This window comes from Bacteroidota bacterium (assembly GCA_037133915.1).
Lineage (GTDB): Bacteria > Bacteroidota > Bacteroidia > Bacteroidales > CAIWKO01 > JBAXND01.
Window position 1 is genome coordinate 1 of record JBAXND010000057.1, and the last position, 24972, is coordinate 24972.

21 protein-coding genes are annotated in these 24972 nt (G+C 42.9%); 7 read left to right on the forward strand and 14 right to left on the reverse strand.

Annotated features, from left to right (window positions below; translation table 11 throughout):
• Window positions 1-76: 76 nt before the first annotated feature.
• Window positions 77-529 carry a hypothetical protein gene (locus WCM76_14610; protein ID MEI6766858.1) on the reverse strand — a complete coding sequence of 151 codons (453 nt, stop codon included), beginning with the start codon at window positions 527-529 and terminating at the stop codon, window positions 77-79.
• A 209-nt stretch (window positions 530-738) separates the two neighbouring features.
• Between WCM76_14610 and WCM76_14615 the strand changes: the two genes are divergently transcribed.
• The 6 genes from WCM76_14615 (at window position 739) to WCM76_14640 (ending at window position 7730) form a co-directional block, all read left to right on the forward strand.
• Window positions 739-1488 (forward strand): hypothetical protein, encoded by a 750-nt coding sequence (locus WCM76_14615; protein MEI6766859.1) that lies wholly within the window; start codon window positions 739-741, stop codon window positions 1486-1488.
• 367 nt (window positions 1489-1855) lie between these two features.
• Window positions 1856-3211 carry a cyclic 2,3-diphosphoglycerate synthase gene (locus tag WCM76_14620; protein ID MEI6766860.1) on the forward strand — a complete coding sequence of 452 codons (1356 nt, stop codon included), beginning with the start codon at window positions 1856-1858 and terminating at the stop codon, window positions 3209-3211.
• Between the two features lie 169 nt (window positions 3212-3380).
• Window positions 3381-4286 (forward strand): aspartate carbamoyltransferase, encoded by a 906-nt coding sequence (gene pyrB / locus WCM76_14625; GenBank protein ID MEI6766861.1) that lies wholly within the window; start codon window positions 3381-3383, stop codon window positions 4284-4286.
• A 3-nt stretch (window positions 4287-4289) separates the two neighbouring features.
• Window positions 4290-4760: an aspartate carbamoyltransferase regulatory subunit gene (gene pyrI / locus WCM76_14630; protein ID MEI6766862.1), complete on the forward strand. Its 471-nt coding sequence runs from the start codon at window positions 4290-4292 to the stop codon at window positions 4758-4760.
• Window positions 4761-4905: 145 nt separating this feature from the next.
• Window positions 4906-6144, forward strand: coding sequence for a C1 family peptidase (locus WCM76_14635; GenBank protein ID MEI6766863.1), 1239 nt, complete (start codon window positions 4906-4908; stop codon window positions 6142-6144).
• Complete coding sequence (locus WCM76_14640; GenBank protein ID MEI6766864.1) at window positions 6144-7730, forward strand: NAD(P)/FAD-dependent oxidoreductase; 1587 nt, start codon at window positions 6144-6146, stop codon at window positions 7728-7730. The genes WCM76_14635 and WCM76_14640 overlap by 1 nt, the downstream gene beginning before the upstream one ends.
• Before the next feature lie 254 nt (window positions 7731-7984).
• Here the strand turns inward: WCM76_14640 and WCM76_14645 are convergent, their stop codons facing one another.
• From WCM76_14645 to nusB, 10 genes are all read right to left on the reverse strand, one after another.
• Complete coding sequence (locus tag WCM76_14645; protein ID MEI6766865.1) at window positions 7985-9361, reverse strand: HAMP domain-containing sensor histidine kinase; 1377 nt, start codon at window positions 9359-9361, stop codon at window positions 7985-7987.
• Window position 9362: 1 nt separating this feature from the next.
• A complete protein-coding gene (locus tag WCM76_14650; GenBank protein ID MEI6766866.1) occupies window positions 9363-10043 on the reverse strand; it encodes a response regulator transcription factor in 681 nt (226 codons plus the stop codon).
• Window positions 10044-10181: 138 nt separating this feature from the next.
• Complete coding sequence (locus WCM76_14655) at window positions 10182-11720, reverse strand: acyl-CoA carboxylase subunit beta (protein ID MEI6766867.1); 1539 nt, start codon at window positions 11718-11720, stop codon at window positions 10182-10184.
• Between the two features lie 78 nt (window positions 11721-11798).
• Window positions 11799-12308, reverse strand: a complete 510-nt coding sequence (locus tag WCM76_14660) for a biotin/lipoyl-containing protein (GenBank protein MEI6766868.1) — start codon at window positions 12306-12308, stop codon at window positions 11799-11801.
• Window positions 12309-12363: 55 nt separating this feature from the next.
• Window positions 12364-13872, reverse strand: coding sequence for an acetyl-CoA carboxylase biotin carboxylase subunit (accC, locus tag WCM76_14665; GenBank protein MEI6766869.1), 1509 nt, complete (start codon window positions 13870-13872; stop codon window positions 12364-12366).
• A gap of 171 nt (window positions 13873-14043) precedes the next feature.
• Window positions 14044-14649 carry a dephospho-CoA kinase gene (coaE, locus tag WCM76_14670; protein MEI6766870.1) on the reverse strand — a complete coding sequence of 202 codons (606 nt, stop codon included), beginning with the start codon at window positions 14647-14649 and terminating at the stop codon, window positions 14044-14046.
• On the reverse strand, window positions 14649-15626 hold the full coding sequence (locus WCM76_14675; protein ID MEI6766871.1) for a hypothetical protein: 978 nt from the start codon (window positions 15624-15626) through the stop codon (window positions 14649-14651). Before WCM76_14675 ends, coaE begins: the two co-directional genes overlap by 1 nt.
• Window positions 15627-15705: 79 nt before the next feature.
• Window positions 15706-16044: a preprotein translocase subunit YajC gene (gene yajC, locus WCM76_14680; GenBank protein ID MEI6766872.1), complete on the reverse strand. Its 339-nt coding sequence runs from the start codon at window positions 16042-16044 to the stop codon at window positions 15706-15708.
• Window positions 16045-16070: 26 nt separating this feature from the next.
• Window positions 16071-16535, reverse strand: coding sequence for a DUF1573 domain-containing protein (locus WCM76_14685; GenBank protein ID MEI6766873.1), 465 nt, complete (start codon window positions 16533-16535; stop codon window positions 16071-16073).
• An 82-nt stretch (window positions 16536-16617) separates the two neighbouring features.
• A complete protein-coding gene (nusB, locus tag WCM76_14690; protein MEI6766874.1) occupies window positions 16618-17580 on the reverse strand; it encodes a transcription antitermination factor NusB in 963 nt (320 codons plus the stop codon).
• Between the two features lie 228 nt (window positions 17581-17808).
• Here nusB and WCM76_14695 point away from each other — a divergent pair, with 228 nt between their 5' ends.
• Window positions 17809-19236: a peptidoglycan DD-metalloendopeptidase family protein gene (locus WCM76_14695; protein MEI6766875.1), complete on the forward strand. Its 1428-nt coding sequence runs from the start codon at window positions 17809-17811 to the stop codon at window positions 19234-19236.
• Between the two features lie 41 nt (window positions 19237-19277).
• Here the strand turns inward: WCM76_14695 and WCM76_14700 are convergent, their stop codons facing one another.
• From WCM76_14700 to ffh, 3 genes are all read right to left on the reverse strand, one after another.
• Window positions 19278-21446, reverse strand: coding sequence for a hypothetical protein (locus WCM76_14700; protein ID MEI6766876.1), 2169 nt, complete (start codon window positions 21444-21446; stop codon window positions 19278-19280).
• 117 nt (window positions 21447-21563) lie between these two features.
• Window positions 21564-23414, reverse strand: a complete 1851-nt coding sequence (locus WCM76_14705; protein ID MEI6766877.1) for a PKD domain-containing protein — start codon at window positions 23412-23414, stop codon at window positions 21564-21566.
• Between the two features lie 23 nt (window positions 23415-23437).
• Window positions 23438-24778 (reverse strand): signal recognition particle protein, encoded by a 1341-nt coding sequence (gene ffh / locus WCM76_14710; GenBank protein MEI6766878.1) that lies wholly within the window; start codon window positions 24776-24778, stop codon window positions 23438-23440.
• Window positions 24779-24972 lie beyond the last annotated feature (194 nt).

Sequence of the window (24972 nt, forward strand, 5' to 3'; positions counted from 1 at the left end):
CAACTCTATTCAGGATTAATCAAAATACTGTCAACTTTTTTTAGGACGAGTCATCTCCTCAAGTAAATCCCCCATCTTATCCACCGTAAATATATAAGTTATTCCGATTTGATAAGTAAATTTTAACAATTATTTCTGAAGAAAAGAAATATTGGTCTTCCTCACTCTCAGCACAGGGATTCTTCATTACGCTTCGCTCCAACAGGAATGACACGGTAAATCGAATGCCCAATCCCTGACCCCGAATCCCCAAACCCGTTCGGGCAATGTCAGACTTCGCTTGAGTAATGATGTACAACGCCCGGGGAATGTCAGACTTCGCTTGAGTAATGATGTACATCGCCTGAGCAATGTCAGACTTCGCTTGAGTAATGATGTACTTCGCCTGAGCAATGTCAGACTTCGTTTGAGTAATGATGTACATCTCCTGAGCAATGTCAGACTTCGCTTGAGTAATGATGTACATCGCCTGAGCAATGTTGGGCAACGCACGAGTATTGTTGAACATCGCCACAGAAAATGATGACAAGGCATAAAATAATACCTCAAGGGCGGGCGCCTCGCGTCCAAATTGTCCCTTTCCGGGAAGGGTTCTTCCAATAACCGGAAATCATAAATCGCATCTTCATCCGGAACAAATAGAGTTTACCTCCGAAACAGATTAATAATTAATAACTTATAAAATAGTTATTCGTTTCAGGTTCTTTTGGCATGTTAGTAGCTAAAAAAATTCAGGCATTGACCTTATCATTTATAAACCCAAAAAGAAAAACTATGACGACAGGCAGTTCAAAATCGTTTGGAGCACGGCTCCTTAAATCACAGAGTCTGTTAACTTACATCAGCGGGTTTAACGATTTCAATCCGCCACGGCCGGAAGAGGGCGTAGCCGGAATGACGTCGCTGATAAATTCGGCGGTTGCCGTCAATGCCTCAGAGGTGATACGCCTTGAGAACTACCGCAAAGCCACAGAGGTCAGGGCTAAAGCCTTCCGGCGCAATGAAGGCTCCATTGAACGCCTCATCCCTGCGATTAGGGGCGCCGTGGAATCTCAATACGGGAAACCCTCGGCCGAACTAAGCATGATTGACAGCATTATCCGCCGCATGCGTTCCTCGCGGCACATTCTTCCACCCACCGACCCTGCGAATCCAACCAACGAAAGGTCGGTTCACCAGACCGAACGCTCCTTCGGAACCGTAACCCTGCTTTTTAACGACATTGTCAACTGCCTCACCCAGTTCACAGGGTATTCACCCGCCAACGACAACCTCAAGGTGGCCAGCCTTCAGGCGTATACACAGAACATAAACATCCTGAACCAGAATGTGTCGGTGGCCATTCAACTCCTGCATAACGAACGTGCGCAACGCACCGCCCTGTACAAGGAACTCAAGGAAAGGGTGAAACGCATCAGAGCGTATGTCAAGGCGCAGTACGGCACACGGTCGAACGAAATGCAGCTCATATCACGCCTGGGGTTCTGACAACCATTGAAGCATTGGTTTGTATGACAGCCAGCTTTATTAGTGAAGAACTAATAGTGAATAGTGAATAGTGAAAAGTGCCTGTCCGCCTATGGCGGAAAGAGTGAATGGTGAATAGTGCCGGCATCCTCAACTCATCAACTCACGATCCGTCAGGAGACGGATTTCGGCTACGCCTCAACTCACGACTCCTGACTCTCGACTCACGACTCACGACTCATCACTAATTCCTTCGTTTTCTTCAAATTGCATTACATTATATATATAGGGATAAAAAAATTTCAGGCTTAAATTGGGAGAGGTGACTTAAACCCGTATATTTGCCGAATATTTCAGTAAATTATTATAAATTAAAAATATATCTTGTATGAAGCGTAAAAATGTTATCATTATCGGTGCGGCCGGAAGAGATTTTCACAATTTCAATACGTACTTCCGCGACGTAGAAGAGTACAATGTCCTTGCCTTTACCGCAGCTCAGATTCCAGACATTGACGGCAGAAAATATCCTAAAGAACTTGCCGGTAAACTTTATCCCGAAGGTATTCCCATCTTCGCCGAGAGCGACCTTCCCAAGCTCATCAAAGATCTTGACATTGACATCTGCGTTTTCGCTTACAGCGATGTACCTTATCCCCGCGTAATGAACATGAGCGCTATCGTTAACACAGCCGGCGCCGACTTCATGCTTCTCGGACCCAAACAAACACAGGTTAAGAGCACCAAGCCGCTTATTGCTGTTTGTGCTGTTCGTACCGGTTGCGGCAAAAGCCAGACTTCACGCAGGGTTATTGAAATTTTAATGGAACAGGGTCTCAAAGTGGTGGCTATCCGTCACCCGATGCCTTACGGCGACCTGAACGCACAGAAAGTTCAGCGTTTTGCTACCGTTGAAGATTTGAAAAAACACAAATGCACCATCGAGGAAATGGAAGAATACGAACCCCATGTAGTTCGCGGAAACGTGATCTATGCCGGTGTTGACTACGAAGCCATTCTCCGCGAAGCAGAAAAAGAAGCTGACGTAATCCTGTGGGATGGCGGCAACAACGACTTCTCTTTCTACAAAACAGACCTTTTCATTACCGTAGCCGATCCTCATCGTCCGGGTCATGAAGTAAATTATTATCCCGGCGAAGCTACGTTGCGCATGGCCGACGTTGTTGTTATCAACAAAATTGACAGCGCCGCTCCCGAAAGCATTCAGATAGTTCGCGACAATATTGCCAAGGTTAATCCTAAAGCTATTGTTATTGACGGAGCGTCACCGCTTACCGTTGACAAACCCGAATTGATCCGCGGCAAAAGAGTGCTCGTTATCGAAGACGGTCCCACGCTTACACACGGTGAGATGAAAATTGGTGCAGGCTGCGTTGCCGCTATGAAATACGGTGCTGCCGAACTGGTAGACCCGAGACAATATGCTGTTGGCAAACTCGCTGAGACATTCAAAATTTACCCGAATATCGGAACATTGCTTCCGGCTATGGGTTATGGCGAACAGCAGGTAAAGGATCTGGAAAAAACTATTGCCAACACTCCCTGTGATGCAGTAGTGATTGCCACTCCTATTGACCTGAGCCGCATTGTTAAAATAGACAAACCCTGTGTAAAGGTTGGTTACGACCTTCAGGAAATTGGCCATCCCGACCTGGACGATGTTCTTTGTACGTTTTTAAAGAAACATGACCTGGCGAAAAAAGGATGTTCCTGCTGCGGTTAATATCAAATTCGAGAGGCGACGGTTGTCGCCTCTTTTTTTTGGGCATTGAGGTCGTTTCGACAAGCTCAACGACCGGGTGAGTCGCACACTGAGCTGTTACCTTGAGCATGCCGAAAGGCTGTCGAAGGGTGCAGAATGAAATAAAAAAAAACTGATACAAAATCATAATATGAAAAACAGAAGCCTTATATCCATTGATGACTTAAGCCGCGACGAATATTTTCAGATACTTGATGCCGCGGAAGCTTTTGAGAAAAATCCAAATCAGGATATCCTGAAAGGAAAAATTGTAGCGACCTTATTTTTTGAACCATCAACACGTACGCGCCTGAGTTTTGAAAGTGCGGTGAACCGGATGGGCGGCCGCGTAATCGGCTTTTCAGACCCGTCGGGAAGCAGCGTGCAGAAAGGCGAATCGCTGAAAGATACCATACTCACCGTATGCAGCTACAGCGACCTGATTGTAATCCGGCACCCCAAAGAAGGAAGTGCGCGCTACGCAAGCGAAGTTGGCTCAGTGCCTGTAATAAATGCAGGCGACGGTTCCAACCAGCATCCTACACAGTGCCTGCTCGACCTGTACAGCATTCGCAAAACCCAGGGCACACTCGACAACCTGAACATTGCATTTGTGGGCGACCTCAAACACGGGCGTACCGTGCACTCACTGGCCATCGCGATGACGCATTTCAACTGTACGTATCATCTGGTATCGCCCCCTGAGCTGAAATTGCCAAGCTCGGTAAAGATGCATATCAAGGAAAAAGGTCTTCCGTATCATCAATATACAGGCATGGACGAAGCGATGAAAAAAGCCGATATCATTTATATGACACGTATACAGCGTGAGCGTTTTTCCGACCCCATTGAATATGAAAAAGTAAAAGATTCATATAATCTGAACCGTGCCATGCTTAGTGTGTGCAAGCCCAATGCTAAAGTGCTGCATCCGCTGCCCCGCGTGAAAGAAATCAATATTGATGTGGACGATACTCAACAGGCATATTACTTTACACAAGCGCTTAACGGTGTTTTTGTGAGGCAGGCAATACTTAAACTTATATTGGGAGTATAACCTATGGTAACAGAAAATAAATCGGCGAAAGAACTTGTGGTCTCAGCTATAGAAAACGGGACCGTAATTGACCACATCCCGACTCAAAGCGTGTTTCGTGTAATCAGCATTCTGAACCTGGACAAGGTGGAGAATCAGGTGTTGTTCGGAACCGGTCTCGACAGTCGCAAATACGGCAAAAAGGGCATTGTAAAAATCAGCAACCGCTTCTTCGAACCCGATGAAATAAACAAAATTGCGCTGGTAGCTCCTACTGCCACACTCATTATAATCCGCAATTTCAGGGTAACCGAAAAGAAAAAGGTGGAAGTTCCCGATGAGATACACCAGTTTGTGAAGTGTGTTAATCCTAACTGCATCACCAATCACGAAGCTGTTGTAACACATTTCAGCATTGTTGATAAAACTGAAATGAAACTGAAATGCCGTTATTGCGAAAAGATAACCGAACGGAAAAATATGACATTTCTATAATTTTATATTATAAATTTTAGATTTTATATTAGGAGAAATATGAGGAGGTTATAGATTGAAGGTGAAATGTTTTTTTGTTTTCAATTTAAAATTTAGAATTCAACATTTAAAATTTCTATTTTTACACGATTAAAAATCACTTCACATGAAAAGACTACCCCTATTATTTGTTGTTATGGCACTCGCCATTACAGTGAGCGCTCAGCCGAAAAAAGACAAAGCTGTTTTTAAGGAATACAAGCCCGGCTTTTATCAAAATAACATCCTTAAAGGAATTGAGGATTTCCAGAACAAAGACGAGCAACCCAAAGTTGACCGCCGCTTCAAGATTGACCTCACGGGCGCTGCTCTTCCGAACAACATTGACCTTTATACTAAAATATGGTACAACGAGCCGGTTTCACAGGGTAACACAAGTACCTGCTGGTGTTTTTCAACCACCTCGTATTTTGAAACTGAAATTTACCGCCTCACCAAACAGAAGGTGAAATTATCGGAGATGTACACGGTTTACTGGGAATATGTTGAAAAGGCACGTCGTTTTGTTCAGGAGCGCGGCAACAGTGCATTCAGCGAAGGTTCTGAGGGCAATGCCGTAACACGTATCTGGAAAAAATACGGGATTGTTCCTGAAGCGGATTATACCGGATTGAAACCGGGACAGACGTATCATACACACGAAAAAATGTTCGAAGAAATGAACGGATATCTTACCAGTGTAAAGGAATCCAATGCATGGAATGAAGAAATTGTAATCGCCAACATTAAAAGTATCTTGAATTTTTATCTGGGCGTTCCTCCCACAAAAGTTATTGCCGAAAGCAAAGAAATGACACCTCAGGATTATCTTAATAATGTGCTCAAGCTGAAGCTCGACGATTACATTGATGTTACTTCAATTCTTGAAAAGCCTTACTGGAAGCAGGTTGAATACGACGTTCCCGATAACTGGTGGCACAGTGCCGATTATTATAATCTTCCGCTTGACGATTATATGAAAGTTGTTAAAGCGGCCATCCGTGCCGGATATGGTCTGGCCATTGGGGGCGATGTGTCGGAACCCGGATTTGAAACATCCACGCAAGTGGCTATTGTGCCTACCTTCGATATTCCGTCTGAATACATTGATGAATCAGCGCGGCAGATGCGTTTCAGCAATCAAACAACTACCGACGATCACGGCATTCATCTGGTTGGGTATTACGAAAAAGACGGAAAAGACTGGTATCTGATAAAAGATTCAGGCTCCGGTTCACGCAATAACGGTAAAGACAGCAAGAATTTTGGTCATTACTTTTTCAGTGAAGACTATGTGAAGTTGAAAATGATGGACTTCATGGTTCATAAAGATATGATGAAAGACTATCTGCCCAGGTTCAAATAATGAGTAAAACTGCCCTTATTATCGGAGCCGGTCCTGCAGGGCTGACCGCCGCATACGAACTTGTTACAAAAACTGATATCAAACCTATCATCATTGAGAAAACCAATGATATCGGAGGTATTTCCAAAACGGTAGTTCATAACGGAAATCGTATTGATATTGGCGGGCACCGATTTTTCTCAAAGTCGGACCGTGTGATGAAGTGGTGGCTGGAAATCATGCCGGTGCAGGGTTCCGAATCCAAAGATGATATTCTGAAAGAAATTTTTTATCATAAAAAAAGTACACACGTTCAACTTTCGCCCAACGGTCCTGATCCTGAAAAGGAAGATAATGTAATGCTTATCAGGAGCCGTCTGTCACGGATATTTTTTCTGCGCAGGTTTTTTGATTACCCTATTACACTTAATTTGAAAACGCTGTCGAATCTGGGAATTGTCAGAATTTTCAAAATCGGGTGGACCTATATTTGGGTACAAATATTCCCTGTCAAAAATGTAAAAACGCTTGAAGACTTTTTCATCAGCAGATTTGGCACCGAGCTTTACAAAACGTTTTTTAAAGATTATACTGAAAAAGTCTGGGGCGTGCCCTGCAATGAAATAGCCGCCGACTGGGGCGCACAGCGCATCAAAGGTCTTTCGGTGACACGCGCCATGGCACACGCTGTAAAGTCCATGTTCAGGAAAGAACGGTCTATTGAGCAAAAAAATACCGATACAAGTTTGATTGAACAATTCATGTATCCAAAGCTGGGCCCGGGACAGATGTGGGAGACTGTTGCAAAAATTGTGGAAGCAAAAGGCGGGACAATCATAAAAAATGCTGAAGTTGTGAAGCTGAACGTTGCTGAAAATAATGTCAGTGAACTTACGTATTGCAATAATATCACAAAAGAAAATACAACCATCGCGGGCGATTATTTTTTCTCTACCATGCCTGTGATTGACCTTATAAATGCCATGGGCAGCAGCGTACCGGCTGAAATAAAAAAAGTGAGCAGCGGTCTGCAATACCGCGATTTTATTACCGTTGGATTGTTGCTTAATAAATTAAAAATAAAGAATGAAACCCGCATCAGCACGTTAAACAATCTGGTTCCCGATAACTGGGTTTATATTCAGGAACGCGATGTAAAAGTAGGACGGCTGCAGATATTCAATAACTGGTCGCCTTACATGGTAGCTGATATTGACAAGGTGTGGATTGGGCTTGAATATTTCTGTAACGAAGGAGATGCGTTGTGGAGCATGACGGATGCCGATTTCATTCAATTTGCAGTGCATGAATTGGACAGTATTGATATCATCGATAAAAATGAAGTTATAGACAGTACTATTATTCGTGTTCCGAAAACGTATCCTGCCTATTTTGGAACGTATTCGCAGTTCAACACAATAAGGGAATTTACTGACAATATTAAGAATCTATATCTGGTTGGAAGAAACGGAATGCACAAATACAATAATCAGGATCATTCCATGCTTACGGCAATAACGGCTGTAAACAATATCATTGTCGGTGAAACTTCAAAAGAAAACATCTGGAATATCAACACCGAAGAAGAGTATCACGAGGCAAAATAATCATTGCTCCTGAAAAACCAAAGAGGGCAGTTAGCACTGCCCTCTTCGATTAACCTAATCACATTCAATTATTCTCGTCTTTCGAAAAGAATGCGTCGTTTTCAGTCCTACCCAAACTGTTAACGAACCTGAATAGTAATCAATTCCATTATTCGTTACAAAATACGGATAAAACTCCTCCCGCAAAATTAAATACTGATTAGAAGGTTATTAGATTTCATTAATGAATTTTCAAACCGGCGGAAAGTGAAATTCTATGCCTGAAGAGTAACCGGCAGTGTAATCACGAATGTGGTCCCCTGCTCTACTTCTGATTTCACACTGATACTTCCATTATGCAGTTTGATGATTTTGTCAACAACAGAAAGTCCCATGCCGCTTCCCTGCACCTCGCCGGTGTTCTTTCCCCTGAAAAAAGGCTGAAAAATATGTTCCAGTTCATCGGGCATAATTCCTATTCCATGATCTTGTATTGTAATATGAACAAACGCTCCTTCTCTGTCGAGAGAAATATCAATCGGTTTGCCAACGCTGAATTTGCAGGCATTTTCGAGAAGGTTGAGCAGAGCTGTTCTCAGCATTACTTCGTTGCCGGATACAAACGTTTTCTCAGAATCGTGAGCAGCCATATTCAGGTTCATATTCACGATAGCATTAGACCATCGGCGCAGCACTTCCACGTAGCTTTGAAGCACAATTTCTTCAATACTGAGTTTCGTATAAATGATTTGGGATTCGTCGGCGCTCACTTGTGCCAGCGCTAATAATTGATTTGCGGCTTCCTTAAGCCCGACAATATCGTCCAGAAGTGCTTCCAGTCTTCTGCGATAATAATCATTCGTACGTTCACTCATCAGTGCTACTTCAATTTGCCCCATGAGTACGGTAAGTGGTGTTCGCAGTTCGTGAGCTGCGTTCGCCAGAAATTTTTGTTGCACCGCGCTGGCTTCCGACAGACGGTCAAGAAGTTTATTGATAGTAGCAGCCAAATTTGAGAGTTCATCTTTTTTGGCGCCCACCTTAAGGCGGTTATTCAGGTTTGATAATGTAATCTTATCCGTTTGGTCTATCATGCCCGAGATTGGTGCCAGCGCTCTGCCTGCATAGACCCAACCGGCAATCCACATCACAATAACTCCAACAACAAAAACCGCGATAAGCATCAGTGTCAAATTACGAACACGCTCATTGCCATCGTGGTCAATAGCTCCGGCAAACACAATACAATCCTTCTGTGTTCCTACAAAATGCAGCCCGACTATCTCAAAACCACTTTGCTGATAAAAAACTTTTGATTGTGCACTGACCTGATTCACCCATTCGGGCTGGATTACAAAATAGGGTAATATTTTATTGCAATAAAGCAGATTTCCTTTCGTACTGAAAATAAAAATATTCTCAAACGGCAGCACGCTGACCGTATTCTGGTCTATCAGCCTGATGGTGCTGATGTCGAATTCTTTAACATCCACAAAGAATTTAGCATTGGTTTTTGCCCTGTTCGAAAGGCGGTTTCCAAATTGCATTTTGCGATAAAGACTCGAATATGTGTAAACTGAAAACAGGGATAGAAATAGAATAGCGGCTGCCAATGCAACAAATTGTAAAGTCAGCTTTCGGCGTATCTGCATATCAGTTTTCTTCTCTCAGAACATATCCTATTCCAAACTGGGTATGAATAAGTTTTTTAGGATAATCCTTATCTATTTTGCGTCTAAGATACGCAATATAAACATCCACAATATTGGTTCCTGTTTCAAAATTGATGTCCCAGACTTTTTCAGAAATTTCAGCGCGGGTAAGCACCCGGTTGGCGTTTTTCATTAAAAGTTCGAGCAAAAAATATTCCTTCGCCGTGAGATCAATTTTATTATTTGCGCGATGAACCGATTTTTCATCAAGGTTAAGCACGAGATCGGCCACCTGCAGTACGTTTGAATAATGTTTCTGGTCTTTTGTACGATTGGTTACGGCCTTGATGCGTGCCAACAGCTCTTTAAATTCAAATGGTTTGGCAAGATAATCATCGGCACCGGCGTCAAAGCCTTCCAGCTTGTTGGTCGTGCTGCTAAGAGCGGTAAGCATAAGAATCGGCATGCCCGGTTTCTGTTTGCGGATTTCCCTACAGAGGTCAATTCCGTTTAGAAACGGAATAATAACATCAAGCAATACAATATCATAATGATTTGCCAATGCAAATTTTCGACCTGTCAGGCCTTCGCTGGCTATTTCAACAATATAGCCATTTTCCTCGAGCCCTTCTTTAATAAAAGATGCTACACGGGCTTCGTCTTCAACAAGGAGTACTTTCATTTATTTTAAATTATTCCAATATATTTCTTTTCAAAATTACGCCGATTTAAATCAATACCGGTCACGGATTCCAATATTAATAAAATTCTAATAACCAAAGAAATAATTAACAAAAAATGAAATTAATAATGCAGATTTTCATAATGGAATGTTCCCATGTTTGCGAGGCGGATTTGTTTTGCTTTTATTCTGCGTCATTTCGAGCGCCTGTATCAGCTTATACCGTGTTTGTTTTGGCAGAATTATTTCATCAATATATCCAAGTTCAGCAGCTCTGTAAGGGTTTGCGAATTTTTCACGGTAATCGTCAATGGCCAGTTGCTTTTCTTCATCCGTAATTTTATCTCTGAGAATAATGTTTACGGCACCTTCGGCACCCATTACGGCAATTTCTGCTGCCGGATATGCATAATTGATATCTCCGCCAATGTGTTTGCTCGACATCACATCATAAGCACCGCCGTAAGCTTTCCGGGTAATGACCGTTACTTTTGGCACGGTGGCTTCAGCAAAGGCATACAGCAACTTCGCACCATGTTTAATAATTCCGCCAAACTCCTGAACGGTTCCCGGCATGAATCCCGGCACATCAACAAAAGTAACTAACGGAATATTGAAGGCATCGCAAAAGCGCACAAAACGGGCAGCTTTTACAGATGAATTGATATCCAGAACGCCGGCAAGAAACGCAGGCTGATTGGCAACAATACCAACCGGTTTGCCTGCCAGTCGCGCAAATCCGATAATCATATTCTGGGCATAATACTGCTGTACTTCAAAAAAGTTATGGTCGTCGATAACGCTCAGAATAATTTCCTTCATGTCATACGGCTTATTCGGATCATCGGGAACAAGCGTCTGAAGCTTTTCGTCCTCACGCCTGAGATTATCGGTACATGGCTTAACCGGCGGGTCTTCCATATTGTTTGAGGGCAGAAAACTCATGAGCTCACGAAGCATCATCATGGCATGCTCATCATCTTCTGCAATAAAATGTGCCACGCCGCTTTTGGCATTATGCGACATCGCGCCGCCCAAATCTTCTTTGGAAACATCTTCATGCGTTACCGCTTTTATAACATCGGGGCCGGTGATAAACATGTAACTGGTATCTTTTACCATCAGAATAAAATCTGTTATGGCGGGCGAATATACAGCACCACCGGCGCAGGGTCCCAATATTGCCGAAATCTGAGGAATTACGCCTGAACCCATAACATTAAGATAAAAAAGATCGGCATAACCTGCGAGACTCTGAACACCTTCCTGTATTCTGGCGCCGCCCGAATCGTTCAATCCAATAACCGGAGCGCCGTTTTGCATGGCCATTTGCTGCACTTTTACAATTTTATCAGCATTTGCTCTGCTCAGAGTTCCGCCAAAAACAGTAAAATCCTGGGCATAAACGTACACGAGTTTGCCGTCAATTTTGCCGTAGCCTGAAACCACCCCATCGCCCAGGAATTTTGTTTTTTCCATTCCAAAATCTGTAGAACGGTGCGTTACCAGCTTATCCAGCTCAACGAAAGAATCAGGGTCAAGCAGCGCGTGGATGCGTTCGCGGGCTGTTTTTTTTCCGGCAGCATGATGTTTATCTATCCGTTCTTTACCACCACCGGCTTCCGCAATATTTTTAAGCTCTTCGTATTTTTGATACTTTTTTTCTTGTCCGTTCATACTATAGAAATTTAAACTCCGTATAATTATAAAAAACAATTTCTCAATCGCGCCTTCAGGAATTGTAAATAAAATGCATCATTCGAAAACAATAAGCGTTTGATTTCCGTCAACAGTATCGCCTTCCTTCACAAGAATTTCTTTTATAACAGCATCCTTGCTTACCTTGTATTCACTTTCCATTTTCATCGCAGAAATTATAATCAGTGTTTGACCGGCCTGAACTGCATCACCAATACTGACAGGGATTTTAACGACTTTTCCCGGCATTGGCGAAATAATTGAATTTTCTGAAAGAGCCAGAGCACCTTTATTTTTATTCTTCAGATATTTGCTTTCCGCGTCAATAATTTCAAGTTCATACGACAGATTTTTTGTATTGACAAAATATTGCTTGCTGTCTTTTCCTTCAATCAGTTCAATGTAGAAAGACCTGTTATTGTAAAGCATTGAATAAGCACCTTTGTCCAGGCTAATAACATCCACCACGTACTCTTTTCCGTCAACGAGAAAAGTGTAGAAGGATTTATCTACCGACATCAATTCAATGGCGGCAGTTCGTTTACCTATATTTATTTCGAGCGACATACACTAAGTATTTTTTATTTTTACCAATATCATTTTCAAATTAACTAATTGATTTTTATAGTCTCAGTACATTCTTTTTTCTTCCCAAATCTTTCCAGTTATTCCCGAGTGTAGTATTAATTACTTTAGGTGTTGCTGCATCAATTTTTCGCATGTAATCAATAAAAGAAGCAATGATAGCCATGTCTTCGCGTATTGAATCATCAGGCTCCGGTTTGAATAAAAAGTCGTGATTATTTTCAATAAAATGTGTGTCATACTTCCCTTCTACGAAATCAGGTGCGGTCATTATTTTCTTCAAAAACTTGATTGACGTTTTGATTCCGGTAATTTTATATTCAGCGAGTGCCCGTTTCATGCGCAGGATAGCTTCGGGACGTGTTTGCGACCACACAATCATTTTTGATATCATGGGGTCGTAATAAATCGGAATTTTGTAACCCCTGTAAACATATCCGTCAATTCGCACGCCCAGTCCCATTGGCTCGGTAATATGCTTGATAATTCCCGGACAGGGCATAAAATTATTATCCGGATCCTCGGCATAGATGCGGCATTCAATAGCATGACCGGTAATTTTAATATCGTCCTGACTGTAATTCAGCACACCACCGTTAGCAATATTTATCTGCTCTTTTACAAGGTCTATTCCGGTTATACGTTCAGTAATGGGATGCTCTACCTGAAGCCGGGTGTTCATCTCAAGAAAATAATATTTACGATGCGCGTCAACAAGAAATTCAATGGTGCCGGCGCCCTCATAATTTACCGATTTTGCAGCAGCCACAGCATGTGCCCCCATTTCTTTGCGCAGCTCCGGGGTCATGATGGGCGAAGGTGTTTCTTCAATCACCTTCTGATGGCGTCGCTGAACAGAACATTCGCGCTCGCCCAGATGAATTACGTTCCCGTGCCTGTCAGCCAGAATCTGAAATTCAATGTGGTGAGGCGATTCAATATACTTCTCAATATAAACAGAATCATTACCGAAAGAAGAAAGCGCCTCTGATTTGGCCGCTCTTACAGCATTCTTAATATCTTTTTCATGACGCACCAGCCTCATTCCTTTACCACCACCGCCGGCAGATGCTTTTATCATTACGGGCAATCCAATTTCCTTTATGATGGAAAGGATGTCAGCATCTTTATTAATACTTCCGGGTGAACCGGGAACGACGGGGACACCCGAACTGACCATTTTTTGACGGGCCGTAATTTTATCGCCCATAGTCAGAATAGCGTCTGATGTGGGTCCGATAAACAATATACCTTCCTTTTTGCAACGGTCGGAGAAGGCCGCGTTTTCAGAAAGAAATCCATAACCCGGATGTATGGCATCAGCCCCCGATTTTTTGGCGGCCTCAATTATTCTGTCAATATTAAGGTAGCTTTCCATAGATGGAGCCGGTCCGATGTAATGCGCTTCATCGGCATGACGAACATGAAGCGATGGCCTGTCGGCCGACGAAAACACAGCGACGGTTCCAATTCCCATTTCGCGGCAGGTTCGCATTACCCTCACAGCAATTTCACCCCTGTTGGCAATCAGGATTTTCTTTATCATGGTCTATATTATATTGGATTGTAGATTATTCAATTGAATCAAAGTTACTACATACAGCAGACGCCTCGCATGATTCAATAACTGAATGATATCATTTTTTCGGCTAATAATCTGATATTATTATAGTTGAGATTATTGCTGCATAGATAATTGCCGGAAAACAACTAAATATCAATTGTTAAATTCGTTGGAATTCAAATTTACAATTGAATTATGAGTTTTTTGAACCTGAGGAATTACAGGGGTTTCTTCATCATTTGTGATGACGTAATCGGCCAGACGAACTTTTTCGGAAGGATTCATTTGTTTGCTGATACGTGCCTGCACAGCATCACTTTTGACTCCGTCGCGCCGCATCACGCGCTGAATGCACAAGGGCAAGGGCGCATCCACCACAATTGTTTTTGCAAAGTGCCGGTTCAGACCGGTTTCAAAAAGTATGGCTGATTCAAGAATCACATATTCTTTGTCTTCAAATCGTTGTGTCCATGTATTGAAATCAGCCATCACCAATGGATGTATAACATCATTGAGCTGTTTCAGTTTCTGTGAGTCGGCAAAAGCCCGCCGGGCAAGCAAATCAGAGCGAAGCGAGCCATCGTCGGTAAAAACATCGTTACCAAAAATTGCAATGACTTTATCAATTACTTCGGGCAATGTATAAAATTTTCGTGCTTCCGCATCGGCAAAATACACAGGAATTCCGAGGGCTTCGAATATTCGCGCCACAGTTGTTTTACCACTGCCTATGCCGCCGGTGAGGCCGATTATAATCATTATTTCTGTATCAGAAATTCAACTTTATCGGGAACAATTGAAACTACTTTCGTATACTTTGGAACTTTTACAAGACTTACTTTTGCTTTATTCTTTTCCTTGTTCAGTATTTCAAAATAATTTAACGAAGCGGTAAAATCAGGTGATGCCATCTCTTTTAAATCGTGCATAGGCGCGAGTATCCGCACCTTCACTTTTTCCGGAAATATTTTATAGGTAAGACCTTTGGGCAAACTGTCAATGACCACCGGCACGTCGAAATCGCTTTCGGTAAATTCCGCTACCGGAATAAAAACCTTGATATACGAAGGATTTGCAGCAAAGTCGGCCCCTGCCGGCATTTTCACCGGAACAGTGCACCAGGTGCCGGATGTAAGACCTGAAAACGCGATTTCTTCAGTTTCCGCGCTGTGGATTCCGCTCACCAGATCGTGCGGTCCTTTTATCTGTACGGAATCAGGGTCGAACAATATTTGATGATAAAGTCCGTATTGCTGACCATAACTGATATCATAGTTCAATTTCACTTTCACCTTTTTCGTTTCCGCTTTTTCAAACTTGAAAAACATGGTATGAGGGGTGATATTCATGATTTGGTAATTATCACCCACCTGAGCGGAAATGCGTTCAGCAAGGTCGGCAGAATTAACCGAAGCTTCATAAAATTGACCGTTTTTAATCGGTTTAAGTCCGCTTATATCAATGAAAATTTTATGCTGATGAACAAATAATTTTTCATGAATGATTCGGTATCCTTCGGTTTTCATATTCAGGTAAAGAATAGAATCGGGACGGGCAGAGAATGCCCAGTCGGGAGGAAGATTGACGTATTCAACCGAAAACTGACCAACAGTATAATATGTCTTCGAAAGTTTTATCAGCAGCCATGTAGCAACTGCAATTACAAGGCATATCAGGAAAATGATGGCCTTTTCCTTACGCTTTCCTGATTTACCGCTGCCGATACTGGATTCCATACGGTTGCTGTAAAAAATGAACTTCCCCGTTAATTAGCGGGGAAGCAGGCATTGCCAATACTGAGCAAAAGCCGGTTTACTATTTTGTTTCTGCAGCCTGATCGGATGAAGTGTACTGGGCAATAGACGATTTCTCAATCTTTAAACGACCCTGTCCTTCAGTTTCGATGATAGCAGTTGTTTCCTGCATTTCAACAATTTTACCGTGAATACCGCCTGCAGTTAATATTTTGTCACCTTTTTTCAGGCTTTCGCGGAATTTTTTCATTTCCTTGTTGCGCTTTGACTGAGGCCTGATAAAAAATAAATAGAATACAACGGCTATCAGTGCAAACATAATAACGGTCTGCCAGATGCTACCACCGCTTTTTCCGTCGCCGGCGGGCGGAGCCATAAGAAGAATGTTCAGTAAATTCATAATGATGTATTATTAATGTTCAACATTTATTTTTCGGGCAGAACTATTTCTGCCTTGATTGTTAAAACCTTTGTTCCGGGTTGTGTATTTGCAAGCAAGGTTACAGTTTTATTCTGTATTCCTTTTTTGCCTTCACTGTCAAATGAAACGCTTATATTGCCTTCAGCACCTGCTTTTATAGGCATTTTGGGATAATCGGCAACAGTGCACCCGCAGCTTGCTTTAGCTGATGAAATAACGAGGTCCGACTTGCCTGAATTTTTAAATTTAAAGGTATACGAAACTTTTTCGCCCTGCACCAACCGGCCAAAATCGTGCTCTTCCGTTTCAAAACTGAAAACAGGCAGATTTTCGGTATTCATCTCTCCCGAGGCGGTGTTAGGATTATTGACAACACTTGTGTTGATGTCACCGCTGTTGCGGTTGCTTTTGCACGAGCCCATAACAAACGGCAGACAAAGCATCAGAACAAACAAAACTTTCCTTATCATTTCCATGGAATTTTAACGTGCAAATATATGAAATATTTGGTATCGGGTAATTTTGATTCTGATTAGAAATCGAAGAATTTGCTCAGGAATCGCGGAGACCTCTGCCTGTTTTTTTCATCAGACCCAATTCGGTAAGTTCAGGAACCAGATTATCAAGTATGCCGTTGATGAACAGTTTGCTTTTAGGTGTGCTGTACATTTTACTTATCTCAATATATTCATTGATGGTCACCTTTACCGGTATCGACGGGAACTGAGTAAACTCACATATTGCCATTTTAATAAGTATAAGATCCATAAGGGCAATACGTTCAATCTCCCAGTTCTGGACCTTTCCTTCAATCATTTTATCAAATTTCTCGCTATGGATAACCGTTTTCATGAATAAATCATGTACAAATTTACGGTCTTCGGCTTCCTCTTCGGGATCTTCGCTGAAAAGCGAAGGCAATGCAACCATTTTACCATTTGACTTCGACAGATCAATCAGAGTTTTGTTTACAATCAGATTGGCAAAATCGAAGTCATCCACCCAATTCACATTCTTTTCTTCGTAAAACAGCTTAAGTTCTTCGCTTTCGGCAATAATTCCTGCAAAAGCATTGATAATAAAACGGGCGTCAGAGGCAAAAGAATCTTCGGCTGAATTCATATATGCTTCAAATTCTTCGGTGTCACGGATTTCAATAAACAGGTTGCGAATAATATCTTTGTCTTCGCTCCAGTTTATTTTCAGCGCATCACGCCTCCTTTTGTAGTCGGGATGATCGGATATAGCACGAACAAGACGATTGTTTATAAATCGCAGGTTAGGATTCTTCTCTTCTTCGGTTGGAAAATATTTTTGCTTGCCTGTTTCAATAATACCGGCCGAAACATCCACAATTTCGGCAAGTACCGAAAGCTGGTATATGAACAGGTCATGTATTTTTTCAATGTACGCCATCATGCGGCGGTCAGCATCTCCCAGGTTGTCGTTACCCGCAAGGGAAAACGTGTAAACCGCCTGCATTGCCTTAATTCGTAGTACCCTTCTGCTCAGCATGGTCAATTAAAATGTAAATGAACTTTTTTTGCAAAGATAATTCTTTTTAATGATTTAGGAAAATCAGAAGTACGAAGTCATTTGCAAACGAAACGATATACAGCCGTAACTATTATGATTATAGGATGCTAAGAAAATTATGTATTTTTGGATTGTCTGCGATTTCAGTTTCCGGACAACCAATATCAAATTAATGCGTCTATTGCTATTAACCTTAATCCATACTCCATGAAAAGAAACCCTGCCCTTTTTCTTTTTCTGCTGGTTTGCAGCTTTTCATTATCTGCTCAAAACACAAGTACGCTGCCTTCTGCTGAAGAAGGTGCTGTTTTCACTGAAATAAATAGTGCCGACAATCCCTGCATCACATCGCAGCAATATCAGCTACTTGACCAGCGTATTGCCGAAAATATTAAACGGCTCGGAATGGATAAAATGCCCAAAAGTCCTAATACAGTCCTGTTAAACTGGCCCCTTCAGGCAGCAACAAATCTGACTGATTGCAGCTTTTACGCCATTTCTGCCTATGTTGACCAGAATACGGCAAGCGGCTCTTACTCCGATTACAATTGCGGCACACACACATACGACGGGCATCAAGGTACGGATATAATGACATTTCCATTTGGTTTTTATAAAATGGATAACAGTCAGGTTGAAGTTATTGCAGCCGCAGCAGGAACAATCATTGACAAAAATGACGGCGCATACGACAGAAACTGTGTTGGTGCAGGCAGTTCATTGCCGGCCAACTATGTAATCATTCAGCATGCCGACGGTTCTGTTGCTTTATACTGGCACATGAAAAATGGCGCCATTACCACAAAAGCAATTGGCCAGACCGTTACTGCCGGTGAGTATTTAGGCGTGGTCGGGAGTTCAGGCAGTTCGTCGGGACCACATCTTCATTTTGAAATCTGGAGCGGAACAACATCTGCAACTTATAAGGATCCTTACTACGGAACGTGCAATTTATTGAATGCCGCAACATGGTGGACGGCACAAAAACCTTATACCGAACCTTCCGTAATTAAAGCATCGGTGCATACTACCGATATTGTGTTGCCAAGCTGTAATACAGAAACACCCAATGAAAGCACCTCTTACACCATACCTTTTCAGGGACCGGGATTGTCTCCGGGCTATGCGAAATTTTATGTTTTCTTCAGAAATTCGACACCTGGAATGACGGCTGTAATGAGCATTCTTAATCCGGGAGGAACAACATTCAACACCTGGAGCTATACCACTCCAACTGCATACAACGGAAGCTACGGAGGCTGGTCTAAGCTATTGCCCACCAATGCCGGAACCTATACATTTCAGGCCGTGTATAATGGAATCACCTGTGCACAAACCTTTCAAATTATCACCGCCACCGGAATGCCGCAGCTGTCAGTTCCCGGCAGTTTACAGGTGTTTCCAAATCCTGTTTCGGATAAAATAAACCTATATGCAACCGACATTGAAAATGGCGACTGCACTGTGACTCTTTCTAACTTGCTTGGGCAGATTCTTTTCAGTGAGCATGCTATGATTACGGATAATAAAATTGACAAAACATGGTCCGTATCCGGGTTTCCTGACGCCCTCTATTTCCTGACAATTGAAACAGCCACGACAAAAAGCACTCTGAAGGTTATCAAACAAAACTAATCGAGAGTATTGTTTTTCGATTCTAAGCTGATTTTCCTTTTTCAGCGGACACTGTATATTCCGCCCTTTTTAACTTTAATGCGGCCTCCGCCATTGGTGAATTTTGCCGATTTTTCAATTATTAATTCGCATCCTTTCTTGACCGTAATCGAACTTCCTTTGCGCATTTCAAGCGCACTGCCCGATTTGATTATCAGTTTGCTGCCATGGTCAAGAATAATCCCGGAACCGGGCTCAAGAATAATGACTGAATTATTTTCAGCCGTTAAACGTGTTTGAGGCGCAAAAAAACCGGACAGACTGTCGCGAGGCACCTGCGTTGGTGTATAGCCCTGATCTAAAAGAATTGTTTTTTTTGCATTCACTATCAGTTGCTCTTGCAGCATAATTGTTCCGGTCCAGCGCACATTATTTTTTATTCTGTAATCATCCCAGCTTACAACTACTTTAAACGTTCCGTTTTTCTGGTCAGCCATTTCAATTTTCAAACCGCTCAGCCATACGCATTTTGTATCCGGCGCCTTTTTCAATGGTTTTATTGTACGTCCGCCCTGCTCAACGTAGCATGTAACGGCGTTTACAGGAGCAGGATTGCTCCCGATATCCATTACCGAAGTTCCTGTAAAAGCATCAAAATTATCGCCCAGATACGGCAGGTTTGAATAGGTTTCGCCCTTTACATAAACAATCCACGGCAGAATTCCATACGATGCATTGTTGAGCGCTTTGGTGCTGCCATCTGTTTCAAAAAAATGTGTTTGCTGATCGGTATAACCGGTCAGTGGATTGGGCTGCAGGCGTTCCTCAGATGTGACAATTTTGCGCCATGCGATGCAATTCACGGTATCGGTTGTTGAAACTATTTTACGGTCCCAGTTGCCCTTTGCCGAAACTATTTTCAGATTATCGGTCTGGTTGGAAGGATAAACCTCAGAAGCATACTGACTCTCCAGAACATCTTTGCCAACCTGAATATATGCATAAATGCCTGCCGAACCCGGCTGCCGGCAGTCCGCCGAATTCGAATACTGCATAAAATCAAGCTTGCCATTCTTCCCTACCTGGTGATTTTCGAGCCACAAATATTGGTTTGAACCACCTTTATCAACATAAGGAAACTGAATCCTGATTGCATCACCGCTGCTCACAAAGTCGCGCAGAATAAAGGTTTTACTGCCATCGGCACGGCTGATGTCCGACAGAAAATTACCGGCGCTGATATCAAAATGAGAAGTATTGGTAAGGGTGTCTGTCCAACCCATGCGCCAGCGTTCATATCCGTTGCAGCTTACCAAACTCGAATTATAGCCGCCCATGAGGCCATAACCACACTGCATGCCCATAAATACGCAGGGATAAATGGTGTTGTAGTGATTTCCTCCTGAAGTATGAAAAGCATTTGATCCAAAAAGATTGTGTGCAAATTCATGAAAAATAATAGCCTTGTCGGAAACGCTTAAATCGCCCGGTCCAACGCCTTGAATGGAGCTGATTTCATTTTCATAGAATTTACCGCCAATCTTAAGTTTGCACTCATGACAAATCAGCGATTCATAAGAGTTTCCTTCACCCTCACCTACCTGCCCGTAGCTGTATGAGTTTCCCTTTTCATCTTTACGTGCGGTATTCCTGAAACATACCTGCAGGTAATCAATTTTTCCGTTAGCCTCCATCTTTTTGGGCTGACCGGCTGAGCCTTTAGTAAGCAAATCAAAATCCGAAATGGAGTCGTGCCCGAAAACTGTTTTGAAACCATTTTTATTAATAATTTCAATGGCCGCTTTGATTAAATCCGATGGACCAAAATTTGCACCCGGCTTTGCGGGAGTGATATACGACTGGGCAACATCAACGATAATAAAATCACCTAAAACCCTGTACATGCCCAGACTTGATTCAAAAAATAATTTAGTCATCAAACCGTTGGGCTGATTATTTTTCAAATCGGAATCAATAAACGATGCGAGATACGACGGCGGATTTGTGTTTATAGTGTTCGGCAAACCTGCCTTCCAGGGCGCGTCGGGTTTACTTATGGCCGGATCGCGCTCAGGCGTCTGGTCGTAAACAATATTTATAAACAGGTTAAGAATGCGGATAGTTCCCCGCGGCGGTAATGCACAGCCTTCACGGCTCGAGTAGAGCGTTTGCCCAAACGCCATGCAGCTTGTAATAAGCAGCCACCCAATTATCCAGCATCGTTTAATCATCAGCATGAAACTATTTGAAACAAAGGTAGCAGAAATACAAAGAAAGAAACCGTAAGATTCCGGCGATTTTAATTTCAGCCATTATCTTACGGTTTAACAAAATTGCGAATTTCTATGTTATTCTATCACCAGTTTTATCACTGAAGAATGCTGCTGCGTTGCTACATTCATAAAATAAATGCCTTTGCTTAAAAAGGTAAGATCTACTTCGGTATTCAGAATTCCGTTGGTTCCGGGAATAGTTTCTGAAAATACTTTTTCGCCCAAAGCATTGGAAACGGTCATTTTAATTTCGCTTTGCGCGGATGTACTGCCCGAAACAATAAATTTTCCGTTGCCGGGATTGGGGTGGCAACTGAATACGGGTGTTTCATTGTTCTCACCGATTCCGGTAAAATTAAAAACCTGGGTAAGGGTATCCACACTGCAATCGTTAAATGCATAAAGTGTAGCGGTGTACGTCCCAGTATTGGTATAGGTGTGCGAAGTATTGGTTGTTGAAGCGCCGCTTCCATCACCGAAATCCCATTCGTAATGCGTTGAATTGGTCGAACTGTTATTGAACGAAACTAAATTCCCGTTTACCGAGAAGGTGAAATCGGCATTGGCAACAATGCACTCAAATATTTCCATATCATCAACCGCGAGTCCTTCTGTTGGCGGAATGATAGAAAAGCCGCCACTGTAAACAATGCGTAAGCTGACATCAGGCTCACCGGCAAAGCCGTCGAGGGCGTGCTGCATAAGCACCCAACCGGATGAGCTGCCTGTCCATGCAGGTTCAAAAAGGCTGTTTATGCTGTTGTACCAATGTCCGCTGGAGTCGGTGCTGTTGCCAATTTTAGTCCATGTCGCACCCTGATCGGCGCTGGCTTCGAGTATGGCCGACGAGGATAACATGGTGGTTTCGTACCAAAGGTTAAACCTGATAAAAGGATTTGCCAGACTGCTGAAGTCAAAGCAGGGCCCGCTAAGATATGAGTTCTCACCGGCCAGTGTATTTCCCGTAAGATTCGTTGTCCAGCAATGTGATGGTGACGCAGCATGATTAATAATGGGTTTCGCAGGCTCGCCCCACTGCCACGAAGATTCGGCGCTGCCCATCCAACTTCCGATTCCCGATTCAAAATTCTCGCTATACGGAAATGCAGACACCGTATTCAGGTGAGCCACCATGCCGTAGGTTGTGTCGTTCAAATTGTCTTTATCGCCTGCAAGCATTGTAAAAGCTGCAATATTAAAAACACCATTCAGAGCAGACATATCAACGGTTGACGTAAAAGTATATAAAACCGTATCACCGGGATTTAATGCTGGAAAATAGGTTTCGGTAACAACCGAACCGCCGTTAATCGTGTATCCAACGTCAAAACTGTCGATGGGTGCAATGCCATTATTGGAGAGTATCATGCTCACATGTTCATTGCTCAGGGAGCATGAAGAAAGCGGTCCGGCAATACCGACAGCAACAGCATCGTTCGGATTAACTGAATCTATCGCAATATCAAAAGCTGTATTCGGGTTGGGAAGGATAATGATTGGATCAAGCGTAGAAACAATAATATAATAGGTAACACCGCCGGTAAGATGCACATTGGCTAACGAAGGATTTCCTAGCATGGCCTCTGTACTTGCAACACAATTCGCACCGGGCATATCGGGGCAGCTGTCAAGAACAAAAAGTCCAACGGCGTTGCCTGTGTTGCTCAGTGTAATGTTGATGTATTTATCCGTTGCCGGGGCATACGAAAAAACGAAATCCTCACCGTTCATATAATTACTGGCACATGCCATGGAACTGTTGTATGCATTGCCCGAGCCCGCTGTGGTCATCGATGTTTGCGAAAAAGGCAAGGCAGCCACAATGTAAGAATTGGCACATGATGAGCCAATCTGCGCCATTGCAGGCACATTCGCCCATGCTAAAAGCAGCATCATTCCTGCTGCCAGGAGAATATTTTTTTTCATAATAAACTATTAAAGGTTACGAACTATTTTCTCATCATTCCCCGCATATTGCGCATGGCGCGAACAGGGTTTTTACCGGCCTGCGATACCGACTTCATTATCTTGCGCGTGTCTTCAAATTGCTTGATAAGCCGGTTCACTTCCTGAATGTTGGTACCGCTGCCTGCAGCAATTCTTTTGCGACGCGAACCGTTCAACACTTCGGGTTTCTGTCGCTCCATAGGCGTCATACTGCAAATGATGGCTTCAATCCCTTTAAAGGCATCATCTTCTATGTCCACATCCTTCATGGCTTTGCCCATACCCGGTATCATCCCGATAAGGTCTTTTACATTCCCCATCTTCTTTATCTGCCTGATTTGGGCAAGAAAATCGTCAAGATTAAACTCATTTTTGGCAAGTTTGCGCTGCAGCTTCTGAGCTTCTTCAACATTGAACTGCTCCTGTGCTTTCTCAACAAGAGTAACGATATCGCCCATGCCCAGAATACGGTCGGCCATACGTTCGGGATAGAAAACATCAATGGCATCCACCTTTTCACCAATCCCGACAAATTTTATCGGCTTGTTTACAACTGCTTTAATGGTAAGTGCAGCACCACCGCGTGTATCACCGTCAAGTTTTGTAAGAACAACACCGTTGTAGTCAAGGCGCTCATTAAACGCTTTCGCCGTATTCACAGCATCCTGACCGGTCATGGCATCAACCACAAACAACGTTTCCTGCGGGTTTAACGCCTGCTTCACCGCCGAAATTTCATTCATCATTTCCTCGTCAATGGCAAGGCGGCCGGCAGTATCAACAATAACTACATTATATCCTTTGTCACGTGCGTGCGTAATCGCTCTTTTAGCAATGGAAACAGGTTTTTTATCATCCAGATCGGAAAATACTTCCACACCGATTTGTTCGCCTAAAACGCGCAGTTGCTCAATAGCCGCCGGGCGATACACGTCGCATGCAACCAGCAATGGATTACGACCTTTTTTAGTTTTAAGATAATTGGCCAGCTTGGCAGAAAAAGTGGTTTTACCCGAACCTTGCAATCCGGCAATAAGAATAATGGCAGGGCTTCCTTTTAACTCAATATCTGTCCTCTCATTGCCCATCAAACCAATCAGCTCGTCATGCACAATCTTGACCATAAGTTGTCCCGGCGAAACAGACGTGAGTACATGCTGACCCATCGCCTTTTCCTTAACATCTTCGGTAAACTGCTTTGCAATTTTATAGCTAACGTCGGCGTCGAGCAAGGCTTTGCGCACTTCCTTCAACGATTCGGCAACATTGATTTCGGTAATGTGTCCCTGCCCTTTTAATATCTTAAACGCGCGGTCAAATTTTTCGCTTAGGTTTTCAAACATAATCCGTCTATATTTTTAGTCAGGTGCAAATTTACACAAATAATAATTATAGTCGTGAGTCAAGAGTCGTGAGTCGTGAGTCAAAAGTCGAAAGTCAAAAGTCGAAAGTCAAAAGTCGAAAGTCGAAAGTCGAAAGTCAAAAGTCAAAAGTCGAAAGTCAAAAGTCAAAAGTCGAAAGTCGAAAGTCGAAAGTC